A 22,295-nucleotide genomic window follows, 5' to 3' on the forward strand; every position below is an offset into this window, starting at 1 on the left:
GGAGACGACACCGATGAGCGAATCATCCGCCGCCGCGGTCACCGACGCGTTGCGCGACAGCCTCCGCGAGGTCCAGCGGTTGCGCAGGAAGAACCACGAGCTCGCCGCCGCCGCGAGTGAGCCCTTGGCGATCGTGGGAATGAGCTGCCGCTACCCCGGTGGCGTCCGCTCGCCCGAGGACCTGTGGGATCTGGTCGCGCGGGGAGGCGACGCCGTCACCGGGTTCCCGGCCGACCGGGGCTGGCGGCTGACCGAGCTCTTCGACCCGGACCCCTCGCACCCCGGGACGTCCTACTGCGACCAGGGCGGGTTCCTGCACGACGCGGCCGGGTTCGACGCCGACTTCTTCGGCATCGGCCCGCGTGAGGCACTGGCCATGGATCCGCAGCAGCGGCTGCTGCTGGAGGCGTCCTGGGAGGCGCTGGAACGCGCCGGTCTCGTCCCGGGCACACTGCGCGGCAGCCGCACCGGAATCTTCGCCGGAGTGATGTACCACGACTACGGACCGCCGCTGGAACACACCGCGGGCGCGGTCGACGGGCACCGGCTGACCGGTACCACTGCCAGTGTGCTGTCCGGTCGCATCGCCTACACCTTCGGCTTCGAGGGGCCGGCGGTCACCGTGGACACGGCCTGCTCCTCGTCGATGGTGGCGATGCACCTGGCCGCGCAGTCATTGCGCGGCGGTGAGTGTTCGCTGGCGCTGGCCGCCGGTGTCACCGTCATGGCCACGCCCGGCACCTTCGTGGAGTTCTCCCGGCAGCGGGGGCTGTCCCCGGACGGCCGGTGCAAGTCCTTCGCCGCGGCGGCGGACGGCACGGGCTGGTCCGAGGGGGTCGGGGTGCTGGTGCTGGAGCGGCTGTCGGACGCGCGTCGCCACGGCCACCGGGTACTGGCCCTGATCCGCTCGACGGCGGTCAACCAGGACGGCGCGAGCAGCGGGCTCACCGCTCCCAACGGCCCGTCGCAGGAGCGGGTGATCCGCGCCGCGCTGGCGAGCGCCGGCCTGTCCCCGGCCGATGTGCACGCCCTCGAGGCACACGGCACCGGCACCAGGCTGGGCGACCCCATCGAGGCCCAGGCCGTGCTGGCCACCTACGGACAGAACCGTGAGCACCCCCTGCTGCTCGGCTCGCTGAAGTCCAACATCGGCCACTCCCAGGCCGCGGCCGGGGTCGGTGGCGTCATCAAGATGGTGATGGCCCTCCAGCACGGCCAACTGCCGAGAACGCTGCACGTCGACCGGCCCACACCGCTGGTGGACTGGGACAGCGGCGCGGTCCGGCTGCTCACCGAGCCCGCGCCCTGGCCGGACACCCGGGGCCCGCGCCGCGCCGCGGTGTCCTCGTTCGGCATCAGCGGCACCAACGCCCACGCCATCATCGAGCAGGCACCCGCGGCCGAACCGGCGGAGCCCGTGCCGGCCACGGCACCGCTGACCCTGACCAGCGTGCCGCTGGTGGTGTCCGGACGCACCCCGGAGGCGCTGAGGGCGCAGTCAGGCCGGCTGTCGGCGGCGTTGACCGACGACGCGGACCTCACCGCGTTCGGCGCCTCGCTCGCCCTCGCCAGGACCGCGTTCGACCACCGCGCCGTGCTGCTCGGCCGGTCGGCGCGGGAACTCCGCGCGGGGCTGGCCGCACTGGCCCGCGACGAGCCCGATTCCACCGCCACGCGCGCCACGGCGGGCCCACGCAAGATCGTGTTCGTCTTCCCGGGGCAGGGCCCGCAGTGGGCGGGGATGGCGGTGGACCTGCTTCGGACCTCGCCGGTCTTCGCCCGGGCGATGGCCGACTGCGAGCGCGCCCTGGCCCCCCACGTGGACTTCGCGCTCATCGACGTGGTGCGTTCCGGGGAGTTCGACCGGACCGAGGTCCTGCAGCCGGTCCTGTTCGCGGTGATGGTCTCGCTGGCGGCGCTGTGGAAGTCCGTCGGGGTGGTGCCGGACGCGGTGATCGGCCACTCACAGGGCGAGATGGCCGCCGCGGTCGTCGCGGGCGCGCTGTCCCTCGAGGACGCCGCCCGCGCGGTCGCGCTGCGCAGCAAGGCCATCGCCGAGGGACTGTCCGGCCACGGCGGCATGCTCTCGATCAACCTGCCCCTGGACGAGGTCCGGTCCCGCCTGGAGGGCTTGGAGCGGGTGAGCGTGGCCGCGCTCAACGGCCCCACGTCCACCGTGGTCGCGGGCGATCTCCCCGCGCTCGCCCGGCTGGAGTCCGCCCTGTCGGCGGAGGGCGTCTGGTCGCGGCGGGTGCCCATCGACTACCCGTCCCACTCCGCCCACGTCGAGACGATCCGGGAGCGTGTGGCGGAGCTGCTCGCCCCGGTCCGGCCGACCGCCACGGCCACGGCGTTCATGTCCACCGTGACCGGGGACTGGATCGACCCGGCCGAGCTGACCGGGGAGTACTGGTACCGCAACCTTCGCAGCCCCATCCAGTTCGAGCCGGCCACCCGGGCGCTGCTGGCGGCCGGCTTCGACACCTTCGTGGAGTGCAGCCCGCACCCGGTGCTGCTGGTCGGCATCCAGGAGACCGTCGACGACGCCGGCGCCGGGGCGGCGGTCCAGGGCACCCTCCGGCGTGAGCGGAACGAGTCCGACTGCTTCCTCGGCTCGCTGTCCGCCCTGCACGCGCACGGCGTCGCGGTCGACTGGGCCACGGTGTTCGCCGGGGCCGGACACGGACCCGTCGATCTGCCGACCTACGCCTTCCAGCACCGCCCCTACTGGCTGCCGAGCGGTGGCGCGGCGGATGTGCGGACCGCGGGCATGACGGCCGTGGACCACCCGCTGCTGGGCGCCGCGGTGCGCTTGGCGGACCAGGGTGGCACCGTGTTCACCGGTGTGCTGTCCGCCGGTGCGCATCCGTGGCTGGCCGATCCCGCCGGTGTGGATGCCGCACTGCTGGAACTGGTGGTGCACACCGCGGCAGAGGCCGGTTTCGACCGCGTCGACGTCCTGCGCCAGGTGGCCCCGCCACGGCTGCCCGACTCCGGCGTCCTCCGGGTGCAGGTGCGCGTGGACGCCGACGGCACCATCGACGTGTTCTCGCAGCCGGACGAGGCGACACCGTGGACCCGCAACGCGACGGCGAGCGCCGGCGCCGCGTCCCCGGACACCGGGGCCGGTCTCACCCGGTGGCCACCGGCCGACGCCGAGGCGGTGACCCTGCAGGACGGCTCATCCCCCCTGCTGGCGCGGGCCTGGCGCGCCGGGGGAGAGCTGTTCGCGGAGGCCGGTCCGGAGCAGGAGGGCGAGGCGGAGCCGTACGGTCTGCACCCGGAACTGGTCGGTGCGGCGCTGAGCCTGGTGGCCGCCGGGGACGAGACCCCCGTCCTGTGGCACGGCGTACGGCTGCACGCCGCCGGTGCCGCGTCGGTCCGCGTCCATCTGCTGCCGCTCGGCGAGCACACCTACGCGCTGCGGATCACGGACGGTGCCGGTCAGCCCGTGTACACCGTCGAGTCCGTGACGCTCGCGGCGGTGGACACCGCACGGGCCCGGCACCACGCGCCGCTCCACCGACTGGAGTGGACGGTCACGCGGCTGCCCGCCGCGGAAGCGGGCCGCTGGGCCCTGGACGGCGAGGACGAGCACGGGCTCCGCGCCGTCCACCCCGGCATCGGGCAACCGCCCACGGCGGACGGGCAGGCGGACGTGGTGTTCGCCGCCTTCGGTCCCGGCCACGAAGAGGAGGACATCGCCGCCCGGGCACAGGAGGTCACCTCGCGGGCGCTGAACCTCCTCCAGTCGTGGCTCGCCGAGGAACACCCCGCCGGCGCGCGGCTGGTCTTCCTCACCCGCCGGGCCGTGTACGGCGGCACCGAACTCCGGGACACCGCCCAGGCCGTGGTGTGGGGGCTGGTGCGCACCGCCCAGACCGAACACCCGGACCAGTTCGTCCTCGTCGACCTCGACGGCACCGAAGCGTCCGTGCGCGCACTGCCGGGCGCGCTCGCCTCGGGTGAGCCGCAGATCGTCCTCACCGAGGGCAGCGCCCGCGTACCGCGGCTCGTCGCCACGCCCGCCGTGGACGGCACCCCGCCGGCCCTCACCGGGACCGCGCTGATCACGGGCGGAACCGGTGCGCTGGGATCACTCGTCGCACGACACCTCGTCGCCGAACACGGGGTCCGGCACCTGCTGCTGACCGGCCGTCGTGGTGAGACCGCCGAGGGCGCCGCCCGGCTGCGCGCCGAGCTGGAGTCCATGGGGGCCGAGGTCACCATCGCGGCCTGCGACGCCGCCGACCGCGGCGCACTCGCCGCACTGCTCGCGTCCCTGCCCGCCGACCGGCCGCTGACGGCCGTCGTGCACGCGGCCGGAGTCGTCGACGACGCCGTCATCACCTCGATGACGGACGATCAGGTGGCACGGGTCTACCGCCCGAAGGTGCGGGCCGCGGTCAACCTCCACGAGCTCACCAGGGGCGCGGACCTGAAGGTCTTCGCGCTGTTCTCCTCGTACTCCGGCCTCGTGGGCAACGCCGGACAGGGCGCCTACGCGGCGGCCAACGCCTTCCTCGACGCTCTCGCGCAGACCCGGCGCGCACAGGGCCTTCCGGGCGTGTCGATGGCGTGGGGCCTGTGGGCCGAGCGCGGCGGTGTGACCGCCCACCTCGCCGAGGCGGACCTCGCACGACTCGCCCGCGCGGGGATCGACCCGCTGACCGCGGACCACGGGCTGGCCCTGTTCGACACCGCGCTGCGCACCGGCCACCCGGTGACGGCACCGGTGCGCCTGAACCTCTCCGCGCTGCGCGCACAGGCAGGCGCCGGCACCCTGCCCGCCCTGCTGCGCGGACTGGTCAGGGCCCCGGCACGCCGGGCTTCCGACACCTCGGCACAGCGGCCCTCCGCGCTGGCGGAACGGCTGCGGGAACGCCCCGAGTCCGAGCGGCCGCGGCTGCTGCTCGACGTGGTCCGTGACGAGGTGCTCACCGTGCTCGGGCACACCGAGTCCGGCTCGCCGGACCTGACCCGCCCATTCCGTGACCTGGGGTTCGACTCGCTGGGCGCCGTCGAGCTGCGCAATCGCCTCGGTGCGCGCACGGGGCTGCGGCTGCCCACCACCGTGGTCTTCGACCACCCCAGCCCGGCGGCGCTCGCCGACTACCTGCTGGCCGAACTGCTGGGCGTGGCGACCGAGTCGGCGGAACAGCCGACGGCCGTGGCCACGACCGGCGACCCGATCGCGATCGTGTCGATGGCCTGCCGGTTCCCCGGCGGCGTGTCCTCCCCCGAGGACCTGTGGCGACTGCTCGAGGAGGCCCGTGACGTGCTGTCGCCCTTCCCCGGGAACCGGGGCTGGGACCTGGAGCGCCTGTACGACGACGACCCGGACCGGGTGGGCACCAGCTACGCCCGCACCGGCGGCTTCCTGCACGACGCCGACCGCTTCGACGCGGCGTTCTTCGGGATCTCCCCGCGTGAGGCGCTGGGCATGGACCCGCAGCAGCGGCTCGTCCTGGAGTCCGCGTGGGAGCTGTTCGAACGGGCGGGCATCGACCCCGAGGCCCAGCGCGGCAGCCGCTGCGGGGTGTTCATGGGCACCAACGGCCAGGACTACGGCGCGGGGATCGCCCCCGGGTCCCTGGACGCCGAGGGCTACCTGCTCACCGGGACCGCGGCCAGCGTGCTGTCCGGGCGGCTGTCCTACACCCTGGGCCTCGAGGGGCCCGCGGTCACCATGGACACGGCCTGCTCCTCCGCGCTGGTCGCCCTGGACGCGGCGGCCAAGGCCCTGCGCGCCCGGGAGTGCACGCTCGCGGTGGCGGGTGGCGTCACCGTGATGTCCACCCCGCATGCCTTCGTCGAGTTCTCCCGCCAGCGCGGACTGGCCCCCGACGGGCGCTGCAAGGCGTTCGCCGCGGCGGCGGACGGCACGGGCTGGTCCGAGGGAGTCGGCCTGCTGCTGCTGGAACGCCTCTCCGACGCCAGGAAGAACGGCCACCAGGTGCTGGCCGTGGTCCGGGGGACGGCCGTCAACCAGGACGGCGCCTCCAACGGGCTGACCGCGCCGAACGGGACCGCCCAGCAGCGCGTCATCCGGCAGGCCCTCGCCGACGCCCGGCTGGCCCCCGCCGAAGTGGACATGGTCGAGGCGCACGGCACCGGTACGGCGCTCGGCGATCCGATCGAGGCCGGCGCGCTGCTGGCCACCTACGGCCAGGACCGGGAAAGCCCCCTGCTGCTGGGCTCGGTGAAGTCCAACCTGGGCCACACCCAGGCCGCCGCGGGCGCCGCCGGGGTGATCAAGGCGGTCCTGGCGATGCGGCACGGTGTCGTCCCCAGGACGCTGCACATCGATGAGCCCACTCCGCATGTGGACTGGTCGGCGGGCGCGGTGTCCCTGGTGACCGAGCCGACGCCGTGGCCGTCGGCCGGCCGCCCCCGCCGGGCCGGAGTCTCCTCCTTCGGGATCAGCGGCACCAACGCGCACATCATCCTCGAACAGGCCCCGGCCGAGACCGTGCCCCCGCCGGCGCCTCCCACGGTGTCCACCCCGGTGGTGCCCTGGGTGCTCTCGGCCCGTGGCGCGGCGTCCCTGCGGGCCCAGGCCGCCCGCCTGCACTCCTGGCTGACGGACCGCCCGGACCACCACCCGGCCGATGTCGCCTGGTCACTGGTGACCGGCCGGTCGCTGATGGCACACCGTGCGGTGCTGGTCGGCGGCAGCCGCGAAGACCTGCTGGCCGAATTGGCCCACCTCGCCGTCGGCGAGCTCACCGGCGGCGCCGGCCGGGCCCGGCCGCAGCGGCTCGCCATGGTGTTCTCCGGACAGGGCAGCCAGCGGCCCGGTATGGGACGTGCGCTGTACCGCGCGTTCCCGCGGTACGCGGCCGCGTTCGACGCGGTGTGTGCCGAGTTCGACCGCCACCTCGCACTGCCACTGCGCCATGTGGTCCTCGACGCCGACGACGAGGTCCTGGACCGCACCGAGTACACCCAACCGGCCCTGTTCGCGATGGAAACGGCCCTGTTCCGGCTGGTGGAGCACTGGGGAGTCGCCCCCGATCTGCTCCTGGGGCATTCGATCGGCGAACTCACCGCGGCACACGTCGCCGGCGTCCTGTCGCTGCCCGATGCCTGCGCGCTGGTCGCCGCGCGGGGCCGGCTCATCCAGGCCCAGCCCGCGGTCGGGGCGATGGCCGCGATCGAGGCGTCCGAGGAGGAGATCGTGTCCGACCTCGGCACCGGCGTCGAACTCGCCGCCGTCAACGGACCGTCCGCCGTGGTGATCTCCGGGGACGCCGTCGAGGTCGACCGTGTCCGCGAGCACTGGCGCTCGGCCGGACGCAGAACCAGCGGGCTGCGGGTCAGCCACGCGTTCCACTCCGCTCACCTGGACGGCATGCTGGACGAGTTCCGCACCGTCGCCGAGAGCGTCCGCTACCGGGCGCCGGCCGTTCCCGTGGTGTCCAACCTGACCGGCAAGGTCGCGAGCGACGAGGAGCTGTGTTCCCCGGAGTACTGGGTGCGGCATGTGCGCGGGTGCGTCCGTTTCGCCGACGGGGTGCGCTCGGCCGAGGCCGACGGCGTCACCGCGATCCTGGAGCTCGGACCCGACAGCATCGCCGCCGGCATGGCCGAGGACAGCCTGTCCGATCCCGGCTCGGCGGTCGTCGTGTCCGCGCTGCGCCGTCACCACGACGAGGTGTCCGCGCTGACCGGAGCGCTCGCCGAACTCTCCGTCCGGGGTGTCCCCGTCGCATGGTCCTCGGTCCTGGCCGGCCGCGGAGGCGGGCGCGTCGATCTGCCGACCTACGCCTTCCAGCGCGAGCGCTACTGGCCGGCGCGCGACGCGGCCGGAGGGCCCGCCGGCGCCGCGGCGAGGGAGCACGCCACGGACGTCCCGGAGCCCCCTGACATCGAGCCGTATGAGGTTCCGGAGCCCCCTCTCGCGGAACGGCTGGCGCCCCTGACCCGGGCCGAGCGGGCCGGCCTGCTGCTGTCGGTCGTCCGCCAGGACGTCGCGACGGTGCTGGGCCACCGCACGGTCGCCGAGGTGGAGCCGACCGCGTCGTTCGCCGAGATGGGCATGGACTCCCTGGCCGCGGTCCGGCTGCGGAACGTGCTGGCCAGGCGCGCCGGCACCGAACTGCCCACCGCCATCACCTTCGACCATCCCAGCGCGGCGGCGCTTGCGGAGTACCTGGCCACCACCGTCCTGCCCGACGACCGGCAGCGGATCGACGCCGTGTTCCGCGGACTCGACGACGTGGAGTCGGCGCTGCCCGCCGTACGCGCCGACCGTGCGGCGCGTTCCCGGCTGGCCGCCCGGCTGCGGAGCCTCAGCAGCCGGCTCGACGACTCCGGCGAGCCGGACGAGGTGGACGGCGTCCCCGACGAGGAGCTGTTCCGGCTGATCGACGAGGAATTCGAGCTGTGAACGTGTCCCTGTGCCACGGGCCGGGTGCCCGTGGCCGCGCTACCCGGGCGCCCGCCTTCGACGCCGCGCCGTCCGATGTGTCCGACGAGGAGTTGGGTGTCCGATGAGTGAGCAGAAGCTCCGTGACTACTTGAACCGGGTCACCGCCGACCTCAAGCGCACCCGCCGGTCACTGCGCCGCTACGAGGCCATGGCCACCGAGCCGATCGCCATCGTCGGCATGGCCTGCCGCTACCCGGGCGGTGTGCGCACCCCCGAACAACTATGGGAGCTCGCCGTGTCCGAAGTGGACGCGATCACCGAGTTCCCCACCGACCGCGGCTGGGACCTGGCCTCGGTCCGGGACCGCGTGGCCACCGAGGCCAGCGGGTTCCTGCGGGACATCGACCGGTTCGACGCCGAGTTCTTCGGGATCAGCCCCCGGGAGGCGGTCGCCATGGACCCCCAGCAGCGGCTGCTGCTGGAGACGTCATGGGAGGCGGTCGAGCGCGCGGGCATCGCCCCGGACTCCCTGCGGGGCAGTGACACCGGCGTGTTCGTGGGCACCTGCGCCCAGGACTACCCCGAACTCCTGCGGGACACCGTCGACCAGGTCGAGGGCTACGTCGGCACCGGCAGCGCCGCCAGTGTCATGTCCGGCCGGATCTCCTACACGCTCGGGCTGGAAGGCCCCTCCCTGACGGTGGACACGGCATGCTCGGCCTCCCTTGTCGCGCTCCACTCGGCAGTGCGTGCGCTCCGTGCCCGGGAGTGCTCGCTGGCGCTGGCCGGAGGCGTGGTCGTGATGACCACGCTCTCGCCCTTCCTGGAGTTCACCAAACAAGGTGGCCTCGCCCCGGACGGCCGCTGCAAGTCGTTCTCCGAGGACGCGGACGGCACGGCATGGTCGGAGGGGGCGGGAATGCTCGCCCTGCGACGGCTGTCCGACGCCCAGCGCGACGGCCACGAGGTGCTGGCCGTGATCCGCGGCTCCGCGGTGAACTCCGACGGCGCCTCGAACGGTCTGAGCGCACCGAACGGCACCGCACAGCAGCAGGTCATCTGGAGCGCGCTGGAGAACGCCGGGCTCGCACCCTCCGACGTGGACGCCGTGGAGGCGCATGGCACCGGCACCCGGCTGGGCGATCCGATCGAGGCCGGGGCGCTGCTGGCCACCTACGGGCAGGACCGTGAACGTCCCCTGCTGCTGGGCTCGTTGAAGTCGAACATCGGCCACACCCAGGCGGCGGCCGGGGTCGGTGGCGTGATCAAGATGGTGGGCGCGCTGCGCGCGGGAGTGCTGCCGGGTCTGCTCCACTTCTCGGCGCCGTCCTCGCGTATCGACTGGGCGTCGGGCGCGGTCTCCCCGCTGGCGCACACGACCGACTGGCCGGAGACCGGCAGGCCGCGACGTGCCGGAGTGTCGTCGTTCGGTGTGTCCGGCACCAACGCGCACATCATCCTCGAGCAGGCGCCGGAACCCGAGACGCCCGAGCGGCCACCGCTCGCACGGGACGAGCGGGCGGTGTGGCAGCTGTCCGGCCGGAGCCTGCCCGCGCTGCGCGCCCAGGCACGAGCGCTGGCGGACCACCTGGCGGCCCGGCCGGACCTCGCCCCGGCCGACCTGGCCTACTCCCTGGCGACCACACGCACCCGGTTCGAGCACAGCGCGACCGTGGTCGGGGACCGGAAGGCCGCGTGCACCGCCTTCGAAGCCATGGCCCGTGGTGAGGAACCGGGCTCCCTCACGCTGTCCGCAGCCCGGGTCACCGACTCCCGGCCGGTGTTGGTGTTTCCGGGGCAGGGGGCGCAGTGGGTGGGGATGGCGGTGGAGTTGTTGGGGACATCGCCGGTGTTCGCGGAGCGGATGGGTGAGTGTGCGGCGGCGTTGGCGCCGTTTGTGGAGTGGTCGTTGGTGGATGTGTTGGGTGATGAGGTGGCGTTGGGGCGGGTGGATGTGGTGCAGCCGGTGTTGTGGGCGGTGATGGTGTCGTTGGCGGAGGTGTGGCGTTCGTTTGGGGTGGTGCCTGCTGCGGTGGTGGGGCATTCGCAGGGGGAGATCGCGGCGGCGTGTGTGGCGGGGGTGTTGTCGTTGGAGGATGCGGCGCGGGTGGTGTGTGTGCGGTCGAGGTTGGTCGCGCGGGAGCTGGCCGGTGGTGGGGGCATGGTGTCGTTGCCACTTCCGGTGGCCGAGGTGGAGGGCCTGATCGCGCCGTTTGGTGATGGGCTTGTGGTGGCGGCGGTGAATGGTCCTGAGTCGGTGGTGGTGTCGGGGGCGCCGGAGTTGGTGGCGGCTTTGGTGGAGCGGGAGCCGCGGGCGCGTCGGATCGCGGTGGACTACGCCTCCCACTCCCCGATGGTGGAGGGGATCCGGGACGCGGTCCTGGCAGGGCTGTCATCGGTGCGGCCGGCCGCCGCCGAGGTGCCGTTCTATTCTTCGGTGACGGGTGGCCGGGTGGATGGCGCCGAGCTGGGCGCGGAGTACTGGTACACCAACCTGCGGGAGCGGGTGGACTTTCAGGGCGCGGTGTCGAGGTTGGTGGAGGGCGGGTTCCGGGTCTTCCTGGAGATGAGCCCGCACCCGGTGCTGACCACGTCGATCGAGGAGACGGCGGAGACGGTCGCGCTGGGTACTCTGCGACGTGGCGAGGGAACACTCGACCGGATCCGCGTCTCGCTCGCCCTGGCGCACCAGCACGGGATCCCCGTGGACTGGAGCGCCGTCTTCCCCGACGCCACCCGCGTGGAACTGCCCACGTACGCCTTCCAGTACCAGCGATACTGGCCTCGTGCCGGCACGACCGCGGTGGACGTCACCGCGGCGGGCCTGAGCGTTCCGGAGCATCCGCTGCTCGGGGCGGGGATCGAGCTGCCCGGTGACGACGGCCACCTGTTCACCGCCCGCCTGTCGCTCGCGACCCACCCCTGGCTGGCCGACCACGCCGTGGCCGGGACGGTGCTGCTGCCCGGAACCGCCCTGCTGGAGCTGGTCATCCACGCGGGCGACGAGGTCGGTTGCCACCGGGTCGACGAACTCGTGCTGGAGAAGCCGCTCGTCCTGCCGGAACAGGGGAGTGTCCAGGTACAGATCCACGTGGACCGGCCCGCCGCCGACCACCGCAGGACCGTGCGGGTCTTCGCCCGCGGTGGAGCCAACTGGACGCGACACGCCACCGGCACCCTGTCCACCGGTGAGCACGAGACCGGTGAGCACGAGGGCGGCGACCCCGCATCCGCGATCACGTCCTGGCCGCCCCCGGGCGCGGACACGATCGAGCCGGCGGGGGTGTACGACGCTCTCGCCGAGGAGGGATACGGCTACGGCCCGGCGTTCCGCGGCCTGAACGCCGCATGGCTGACCGAGGACGGCGTCTGCGTCGAGGTGGCGCTTCCCGAGCGCGAGCGGGCCGAGGCGGGCGCCTTCGGTCTGCACCCCGCGCTGCTGGACGCCGTTCTGCACGCCACAAGCCTGCTGGGCAGCACCGGTGTGCTTCCGTTCGCCTGGAGCGGGGTGCGCCTCCACGCGAGCGGGGCCACCTCCCTGCGGGCCCGGCTGCGCGGCATCGGCCCGGACACCGTCGAGCTGACCGTCGTCGACCCCGCGGGCGCACCGGTGCTGACCGCCGAGTCCCTGGTGCTGCGCCGATACACCGCCGTGGACTCCGTCATCGACGCCCCGCTGTACCGGATCGCCTGGCGGCCCGTAACCGCCGACCCGGACCACGCCCGTACCGTCGTCGAACTCGACCCGCGGACCTGGGAACTGCCCGATACGAGCGCGGGTGTCGACGCGGCCGTGGTCCGCCTCGGCCCGGTGGGCGACGCGATGCTGCCCGCCACCTACCAGCTCACGGCGCGGGTGCTCGGCCTGCTGCGGGCATGGCTGGCCGAGCCACGGCTCGAGGAGGTCTCGCTCGTCTTCGTGACCGAGGGCGGCGTGGCCGTCGGCGACGAGGACGTCGTGCCCGCGGTGGCGGCCGCCCGCGGCCTGATCCGGTCCGCACAGACCGAGAACACGGGCCGGTTCGTCCTGGTGGACACGGACGGGCCCGGCGTGTCGGACGAGCTGGTCTCGCGCGCGCTGGCCGGCGGAGAACCCCAGCTCGCGGTGCGCGACGGCGCCCTGCTCGCGGCCCGGCTGGCCGAGCCCGGCACGCTGACGCCACCGGCCGGCCCGTCATGGCGCCTGGAGACCACACGGAAGGGCAGCCTCGACGACCTCGCCCTGATCCGGTGGCCCCGCGCCGAGGAACCGCTCGGACCTCAGGAGGTCCGGGTCGACGTCCGGGCCGCCGGGGTGAACTTCCGCGATGTCTTCGACGCGCTGGGCATGAACCGGCGTGCCGCGACCCCACTGGGCGCCGAGGTGTCCGGTGTCGTGCTGGAGACCGGCTCGGACGTGACCGGTCTGCTCCCCGGCGACCGTGTGTTCGGCCTGACCGTCGGCGCCTTCGGGCCACTGACCGTCACCGATCACCGGCTGCTCGCGCCGATGCCCGACGACTGGACCTTCGCGCAGGCGGCGTCGGTGCCCGTCGTGTTCCTCACCGCCTACTACGGTCTGCTCGACCTGTCCGAGGTGCGCGCGGGACAGTCCCTGCTGGTGCACGCGGGCGCCGGCGGCGTCGGCATGGCGGCCATCCAGCTCGCCCGGCACTGGGGGCTCGAGGTCTTCGCCACCGCCAGTGAACCCAAGCAACACGTGCTGCGCAGGCTGGGCGTTCCCGAGGACCACATCGCCTCCTCGCGCACCCTCGACTTCGAGCGGCGCTTCCTGGAGGTCACCGGTGGCCGGGGAGTCGATGTCGTACTGAACTCGCTGGCCGGCGAGTTCGTGGACGCCTCGCTGCGGCTGCTGCCCAGGGGCGGGCGGTTCGCCGAGATGGGCAAGACCGACATCCGTGCCGAGGTGCCGGACGGGATCGGCTACCGCGCCTTCGACCTGGCGGAGCTGGAGCCCGACGCCGTACAGGAGCGGCTCAAAGCTCTGCTCGACCTGTTCCGGGACGGTGTGCTGAAGCCCCTCCCGGTGTCCACGTGGGACGTCCGGCGCGGACGTGAGGCGTTCCGGTACATCAGCCGTGCCCAGCACATCGGCAAGGTCGTGCTGACCATGCCGCGGCGCTGGAACCCGCGGGGCACCGTCCTGATCACCGGCGGCACCGGCGGGCTGGCCGCGTCACTGGCCCGCCACCTGGTGACCACGCGGGGCGTACGGCATCTGCTGCTCGTCAGCCGGAGCGGACCGGACGCGCCCGGCGCGGCGCGGCTGGTCGCGGAGCTGGCCGAGCACGGGGCTCAGGTCCTGGTGCGCGCCTGTGACGTCGGCGACCGGACGGCACTGGCGGACCTTCTCGCCACCATTCCGTCCCAGCATCCGCTGACGGCCGTCGTGCACGCGGCCGGGGTGCTCGACGACGGCGTGATCCAGTCGATGACCCCCGAACGGCTGGCCACCAGCCTGCGCTCCAAGGCCGACGGCGCCTGGCATCTGCACGAGCTGACCGGGGACCTCGACCTCGCCGCGTTCGTGCTCTACTCCTCGGCCGCCGCCGTGATGGGCAGCGCGGGCCAGGCCAACTACGCCGCCGCCAACGCCTTCCTGGACGCCCTCGCCGCCCATCGCAAGGCCGCGGGCCTGCCCGCCACGTCGATCGCGTGGAGCCTGTGGGCCGAGGCGAGCGGTATGACCGGCGCGCTGACCGCACGGGACATCGACCGGATCGCCCGCTCGGGTCTGCCCGCGCTGGCCACCGACGAGGCGCTGGCCATGTTCGACGCCGCGGTGGCGCAGGACGAGCCCGCGGTCGCCGGAATGCGCCTGGACCTGCCGGCCCTCCGGGCCGCCGCGTCGGCACCGCACATCCTGTGGGCACTGACCGGCACGACCGGCCGCAGGCACGCCGACACCGGAGAAGGCGCACTCGGCGACCGCCTCGCCCGGATGCGTCCGGCGGACCGGGTCGCCGAGCTGACCAGGTTGGTGCGCGCGCAGGCCGCCGCGGTGCTCGGCCACCCCGACGACCGGTCACTGGAGGCCGACCGCCCGTTCAAGTCGCTCGGCTTCGACTCGCTGACCGCCGTGGAACTGCGCAACCGGATCGGCACCCAACTCGGCCTGCGGCTGGCCGCCACCATCGTCTTCGAGCACTCCTCGCCCACCGCACTGGCCGAGCACCTGTCCTCCCGCATCGGAGGCGACCGGCCCCAGGAGAATCCGGTGCTCGTCGAGCTGGCCCGGCTGGAGGACGCCTTCGCCCGGTTCGACGGCGACCCCGGGATCCGGGAGCAGGTGATGCGCAGGCTGTCCGCACTGCTCGTGACCGACACCGAGGCCCAGGACACCGATCTCGGCGAGGCCACCGACGAGGAAATGTTCGAGCTGCTCGGTAAGGAGTTCGGTATCTCATGACCAGCACAGAGGCCAAGCTGCGGCACTTCCTCAAGGAGACCACCGAGGACCTCCGGCGCACTCGCCGTCAACTGGACAAGCTGCTGGCCACGCGCAGTGAACCCATCGCGATCGTCGGCATGGCCTGCCGGTACCCCGGCGGTGTGCGCAGCCCCGAGCAGCTGTGGGAACTCGTCGAGTCCGGCGGCGACGCGATCACCGACTTCCCCACCGACCGGGACTGGGGCGAGGTGCCGTCGAGCACCCGCTCCGGCGGCTTCCTGCCCGACGCGGCCGAGTTCGACCCGGCGTTCTTCGGGATGTCCCCGAGGGAGGCGCTGGCCACCGATCCGCAGCAGAGGCTGCTGCTGGAGCTGGCCTGGGAGGCGCTGGAGCGCGCCGGGATCGTGCCCGGCACCCTGCGCCGGAGCCGGACCGGTGTGTTCGTCGGCGCGCTGCACCAGGACTACCAGTCGGTACTCGACCAGGTTCCCGATCTGCCTCCAGGGTTCTCCGCGACGGGCAACGCGTGCAGCGTGATGTCCGGCCGCATCGCCTACACCCTGGGCCTGGAAGGCCCGGCGGTCACCATCGACACGGCGTGCTCCTCGTCGCTGGTCGCACTGCACCAGGCCACGCTGGCGCTGCGGTCGGGAGACTGCTCCCTGGCCCTGGCGGGCGGGGTGACCGTGATGTCCACGCCGTCGGCCTTCATCGACTTCACCCAGCAGGAAGGTCTGGCCCCCGACGGCCGCTGCAAGTCCTTCTCCGACGACGCCGACGGCACCAGCTTCTCCGAGGGCGCGGGTCTGCTCGTCCTGGAGCGGCTGTCGGACGCCGAACGCAACGGACACCAGGTGCTGGCGCTGCTGCGGGGCTCGGCGGTCAACTCCGACGGGGCGTCCAACGGCCTCACCGCGCCCAATGGCTCCGCTCAGCGCCGAGTGCTCAGCAGCGCACTGGACAACGCCGGTCTGCGTCCGTCCGACGTGGATGTGGTCGAGGCGCATGGCACCGGGACGAGGCTGGGCGATCCGATCGAGGCCGGGGCGCTGCTGGCCACCTACGGTCAGGACCGTGAACGTCCCCTGCTGCTGGGCTCGTTGAAGTCGAACATCGGCCACACCCAGGCGGCGGCCGGGGTCGGCGGCGTGATCAAGATGGTGGCCGCGCTGCGGCACGGGATCGTCCCGGCGACGCTGCACGTGAGCCGGGCGAGCTCCCGCGTGGACTGGGCGGACGGCGCCGTCGAACTGGTCACGGCCGCGCGACCGTGGCCGGAGACCGACCGGCCACGGCGCGCCGGAGTGTCGTCGTTCGGCATCTCGGGCACCAACGCGCACGTGATCGTCGAGCAGGCCCCGCCACAGCCCCAGGCCGAGTCCCCGGACGAGGGGCCGAGCCCGTGGGTGCTGTCCGGCCCCGACGCGTCCGCGCTGCGCGAGCAGGCGCGGCTGCTCGACGCCCATCTGAGGGGCCGCACGCTGTCCGCCCGGGACATCGGCTGCGCGCTGGCCCTCTCGCGCACGCACTTCGCACGGCGAGCCCTGGTCACAAGCCCCGAGGGCCTGCGCGCCCTGGCCGAGGGCGAACCGTCCGCGGACGTGGTGCGGGGAACGGCACTGTCGGCAGCCGGTCCGGTGTTGGTGTTTCCGGGGCAGGGGGCGCAGTGGGTGGGGATGGCGGTGGAGTTGTTGGGGGAGTCGTCGGTGTTCGCGGAGCGGATGGGTGAGTGTGCGGCGGCGTTGGCGCCGTTTGTGGAGTGGTCGTTGGTGGATGTGTTGGGTGATGAGGTGGCGTTGGGGCGGGTGGATGTGGTGCAGCCGGTGTTGTGGGCGGTGATGGTGTCGTTGGCGGAGGTGTGGCGGTCGTTTGGGGTGGTGCCTGCTGCGGTGGTGGGGCATTCGCAGGGGGAGATCGCGGCGGCGTGTGTGGCGGGGGTGTTGTCGTTGGAGGATGCGGCGCGGGTGGTGTGTGTGCGGTCGAGGTTGATCGCGCGGGAGCTGGCCGGGCGTGGCGGGATGGTGTCGCTGCCGCTTCCGGTGGCCGAGGTGGAGGGCCTGATCGAGCCGTTTGGTGATGGGCTTGTGGTGGCGGCGGTGAATGGTCCGGAGTCGGTGGTGGTGTCGGGGGCGCCGGAGTCGGTGGCGGCTTTGGTGGAGCGGGAGCCTCGGGCGCGGCGGATCGCGGTGGACTACGCCTCCCACTCCCCGATGGTGGAGGGGATCCGGGACGCGGTCCTGGCAGGGCTGTCATCGGTGCGGCCGGCCGCCGCCGAGGTGCCGTTCTATTCTTCGGTGACGGGTGGCCTGATCGATGGTTCGACCATGGACGCGGAGTACTGGTACACCAACCTGCGGAAGCCGGTCGACTTCGCCGGGGCCGTGTCGGCCCTGCTGGGAGCGGGCCGCCAGGTGTTCCTGGAGATGAGCCCGCACCCCGTACTCACCATGAGCGTCGAGCAGACCGCGGAAGCCGCCGGAGCGACGGTCGCCGCCCTGGGCACCCTGCGGCGCGGCGAAGGCGGTCTCGGCCAGTTCGTCCGTGCGCTGGGCACTGCCCATGTGCACGGAGTACCGGTCGACTGGAGTGCCGTCTTCCCCGACGCCACCCGCGTGGACCTGCCCACGTACGCCTTCCAGCGCAGTCGTTTCTGGCCCACGGATCCTGTCGGCACCGTTGATGACATCGCGGTGGCCGAAGGCCCGCAGGACATGCTGGACCTGGTCCGCGGGCACGTCGCGGCCGTGCTCGGCCATCGACGGGCCGCCGATATCCCGGCCGACCGCGCCTTCTCCGACCTCGGACTCGACTCGCTGACCGCGACGCAGTTGCGCACGGCCCTCAGCGACGCGACCGGCCTCGACCTGCCGATCAGCCTCGCCTTCGACCATCCCACACCGGCCGCGGTCGCCGCGTTCCTGACCGGGGTCACCGACACCCCGGTCCGGCGTACGGTCGCCGCGGACGACGGCGACCCGGTGGTCATCGTCGGCATGGCGTGCCGGTACCCCGGTGGCGTCGCGGACCCCGAAGGGCTGTGGCGTCTCGTCGTCGACGAGCGGGACGTCGTGTCCGGGTTCCCGACCGACCGCGGCTGGGATCTCGACCAGCTGATGCTGGCCAGTGCGACCACGCAGGGCGGGTTCCTGCACGACGCGGCCGGGTTCGACGCCGAGTTCTTCGGCATCAGCCCGCGTGAGGCGCTTGCCATGGACCCCCAGCAGCGGGTGCTGCTGGAGACGGCGTGGGAGGCGGTGGAGCGGACCGGGATCGACCCGAGCACCTTGCGCGGCAGCGCGACGGGCGTGTTCGTGGGCGCGTCCCAGCAGGACTACCTGGGCGCGGCCGACGGGGAGCACGCGGGACTCGGCGGCCTGGTCCTCACCGGCAAGATGTCCGCCGTGCTGTCCGGCCGTATCGCGTACACGCTGGACCTGAAGGGGCCCGCGGTCACGGTGGACACCGCGTGTTCGTCGTCGCTGGTGGCGCTGCACATGGCCGCCCAATCCGTGCGCAGCGGGGAGAGCACCCTCGCCCTGGCGGGCGGTGTCGCCGTGATGGCGACGCCGTTCGCCTACGAGGAGTTCACCCATCAGGGCGGCCTGGCCGCGGACGGCCGGTGCAAGGCGTTCTCGGCGGAGGCGGACGGGACCGGCTGGGCCGAGGGCGCCGGGCTCGTAGTGCTGGAACGGCTGTCCGCGGCCACCCGCAACGGACACCGGGTGCTCGCCGTACTGCGTGGTTCGGCGGTCAACCAGGACGGCGCGTCCAACGGTCTGTCCGCTCCCAACGGGGTGGCACAACAACGGGTGATCCGGCAGGCACTGGCGAACGCGCGCCTGCGCCCGCAGGACGTCGACATGGTCGAGGCACACGGCACCGGCACAGTGCTCGGCGACCCCATCGAGGCCAACGCCCTGATCGCCGCGTACGGCCAGGACCGTGAACGGCCGCTGTGGCTGGGCTCGATGAAGTCGAACATCGGCCATGCCGCCGCGGCGGCGGGTATCGGTGGCGTGATCAAGGCGGTGTCCGCCCTGGCGCACCGGGTCATGCCGCGCACCCTGCACGTGACCGAACCGGCGCCCACCGTGGACTGGCCGGCCGGGGTCCGGGTGCTGACCGAGACGCTGCCGTGGCCGGAGACCGGCAGGCCACGACGTGCCGGAGTGTCCTCGTTCGGTGTGTCCGGTACCAACGCGCATCTCATCCTCGAACAGGGGCCTGACCGCCCTGACGAGGCGTCTGCCGTCGACGCCGGGCCGACCGGGGTGCCTTGGCCGCTCTCCGCGCGCACCCCCGAAGCCCTGCGGGCGCAGGCGGCCCGCCTGGCCGAGCACCTGCGTGACCACCCCGGCCTGCGCCCGGTCGATGTGGGCCTGTCGCTCACGACCTCGCGCACCGCTCTCGCGTGCCGCGCCGTGGCCTTCGGCCCGGACGACCTCGACCGGCTCGCCGCGGCCCAGGACCAGGCCATGCGCACCCTCGACTCCCGGCCGGTGCTGGTGTTTCCGGGGCAGGGGGCGCAGTGGGTGGGGATGGCGGTGGAGTTGTTGGGGGAGTCGTCGGTGTTCGCGGAGCGGATGGGTGAGTGTGCGGCGGCGTTGGCGCCGTTCGTGGACTGGTCGTTGGTGGATGTGTTGGGTGATGAGAAGGCGCTGGGGCGGGTGGATGTGGTGCAGCCGGTGCTGTTCGCGGTGATGGTGTCGCTGGCGCGGTTGTGGCGGTCGTTCGGGGTGGAGCCTGCCGCGGTGGTGGGGCATTCGCAGGGGGAGATCGCGGCGGCATGCGTGGCGGGGGTGTTGTCGCTGGAGGACGCGGCGCGGGTGGTGTGTGTGCGGTCGAGGCTGATCGCGCGGGAGCTGGCCGGAGGTGGGGGCATGGCATCGGTGCCACTGCCCCTGGCCGAGGTGGAGCACCTGATCGCGCCCTATGGCGATGGGCTTGTGGTGGCGGCGGTGAACGGTCCGGAGTCGGTGGTGGTGTCGGGGGCGCCGGAGTCGGTGGCGGCTTTGGTGGAGCGGGAGCCTCGGGCTCGGCGGATCGCGGTGGACTACGCCTCCCACTCGCCTGCGGTCCGCGGCCTTCGTGAGGAGTTGCTGGCGGCCCTGGGGCCGATCGCCCCGGCCGTGGGCACGGTTCCGGTCTACAGCTCGGTGACGGGTGGCCTGATCGATGGTTCGACCATGGACGCGGAGTACTGGTACACCAACCTGCGGGAGCCGGTGAACTTCCATGGTGCGGTGTCCGGGCTGGTGGAGGAGGGCGGGTTCCGGGTCTTCCTGGAGATGAGCCCGCATCCGGTGCTGACCACGTCGATCGAGGAGACGGCGGAGACGGTCGCGCTGGGCACCCTGCGACGCGGGGAGGGAACACTCGACCGCGTGTACCGGGCGCTGGGGGAGGCGTTCGCGCACGGCGTGTCGGTGGACTGGCGGCCCGCCTACCCCGGCGCCCGCGTGGTCGACCTGCCCACGTACGCCTTCCAGCACCAGCACTTCTGGGTCACCCCGCCCCGTGACCGCACCTCCGTCACCGACCGCTGGCGCCACCGCGTCGACTGGTCCCCGCTGCCCGAGCCCCCGGCGGTAGCCGAACCGGGACGCTGGCTCGTGCTCGGCGCCACCGGCACCGCATGGGCCGACTCGGTCGTGCGGGCGCTCGGCGACCAGGCCGTCCAGGTGTCCGCGGAGGCACCGCGCGCGGAGCTCGCCGAGCGGCTGCGCGCTCAGGCGCCCGCTGACGGAGTCCTCCTCACGCCCGGGACCCCCGTGGAGGCCGCGGCCATGCTTCAGGCCCTCGACGACGCCGGGCTGGCCACGCCGACCTGGATCGCCACCCGCGCCGCGGTGGCCGTCGACTCCGCCGACCCCCAGCCGTGGGCCGACCAGGCCGGAGTGTGGGGGCTGGGCCGGGTCGCCGCCTGGGAGTACCCCGCGCACTGGGGCGGCCTGGTCGATCTCCCCGAGGAGCTGGACGAGCCGGCGGCCGCCAGGCTGCGGTCCCTGCTCGCCGAGGAGAAGGCCGAGAACCAGGTGGCGATCCGGTCCACCGGGCCGTACGGGCGCAGGCTCGTCCGCGCGGCTCCCGAGGCGCCTGCCCGCGCCTGGACACCTGAGGGAACGGTCCTGATCACCGGTGGCACCGGCGGGCTCGGAGCGGAACTCGCCCGCTGGGCGGCGGGCCGCGGCGCCGACCACCTCATCCTGCTCAGCCGTCGCGGGCCCGACGCGCCCGGTGCCGGGGAGCTGCGCGAGACGTGCGAACAGGCCGGTGCCCGTGTCACGTTCGTCGCGGCGGACGTCGCCGACCGGGAGCGGATGGCCGCCGTGCTCGAAGAGCACCCGGTCACCAGCGTCTTCCATCTGGCCGCGAGCCTCGACGACGGTGTGCTGGACACGCTCACCCCCGACGGCTTCGCCACGGTCGCCAGGGCCAAGGTCCGCGGGGCCCAGGTGCTGGACGAGCTGACGCGCGGTCGCGGCCTGTCCGCCTTCGTGCTGTTCTCCTCGATATCCGGGGTGTTCGGGGTGCCCGGTCTCGGTGCGTACGCGGCGGCGAACGCCATGCTCGACGCCCTTGCCGTCTCCCGCCGGGCGGCCGGTGAACACGCCCTGGCCGTGGCATGGGGCGCATGGGCGGGCGAGGGCCTGGCCACCCATGTGGTCGGCGACGAACGGCTGCGGCGCATGGGCCTGACCGCCATGCCCGCCAAGGCCGCGCTGGTCGCGCTGGAACACGCGCTCAACCGCGAGGACGCCACCGCCGCCGTGTTCGACGCGGATTGGGACCGTGTGCCCTCCCACACCCGCGACGGCCTCGGCACCTTGCTGCACGAGCTGCCCGAGGCCCGCCGCCCGGTGGCCGTGTCCAGGCCCGACGCGGCCGATCTGCGCACCGTGCTCGCCGGGCTCGGCGCGGCGCAGCGCACCGCGAAGGTGCGGGACCTCGTCCATGCCGAGGTCGCGGACGTGCTCGGTCACGACGACGCGGTGGCCGTCGACCCGCGCCGTGCCTTCAGCGAACTCGGCTTCGACTCGCTCACGTCGGTACGGCTGCGCAACCGGCTCACCGAACTCACCGGCCTGAGCATGCCCGTGACCGTGGTGTTCGACTTCCCCACCGTGACCGAACTCGGCGAGCACCTCGCCGGACGGCTCGGCGGTGACGGCCCTGACGCCGGGGAACTGCTGGCTCGCCTGGAATCCCTGCTCGACGAGGCGGGGCCCGACGAGTTGGGCACGCTGCTGGGCGGTATGGAGGCACTGCTCAGCAGCCGACGCCCGCGGGCACTCGCCACGGACCACTTCGCCTCGGCGAGCGACGAGGAGATGTTCAGCTTCATCGACCAGGACCATGCCTAGGGGGGTGCTCCGACGGAACTCGCCGCCTGCGGCGGGCTGTTCCCCTTCCTGCCCCTGCCCCTGCCACGTGGCGGAACCGCGTATGGATGCCGCGGGAAGGGGCGGGGAGGGGGAAGACCCGCCGGACACCCCGTAGGCCCGCGTCGCCTCGCTCATGCCCCATCCC

The 22,295-nt window shown here is 73.4% G+C and carries 2 protein-coding genes and 1 pseudogene; all 3 read left to right on the plus strand.

The annotated features are described in order from the left end of the window. Positions 1–13: 13 nt before the first annotated feature. Positions 14–8,098 (plus strand): annotated as a pseudogene (locus ACZ6TD_RS45820) (type I polyketide synthase); the annotation flags it as partial. Between the two features lie 397 nt (positions 8,099–8,495). Next, complete coding sequence (locus ACZ6TD_RS45825) at positions 8,496–14,783, plus strand: SDR family NAD(P)-dependent oxidoreductase (protein ID WP_471347905.1); 6,288 nt, start codon at positions 8,496–8,498, stop codon at positions 14,781–14,783. 17 nt (positions 14,784–14,800) lie between these two features. Continuing rightward, a complete protein-coding gene (locus ACZ6TD_RS45830) occupies positions 14,801–22,129 on the plus strand; it encodes a type I polyketide synthase (RefSeq protein ID WP_471358647.1) in 7,329 nt (2,442 codons plus the stop codon). Positions 22,130–22,295: the final 166 nt, after the last annotated feature.

This window comes from Streptomyces yongxingensis (genome assembly GCF_055597465.1).

Bases quoted from the DNA above. Each gene is read 5' to 3' on its own strand.
- ACZ6TD_RS45825 (WP_471347905.1), top strand. From the start codon at position 8,496: ATGAGTGAGCAGAAGCTCCGTGACTACTTGAACCGGGTCACCGCCGAC.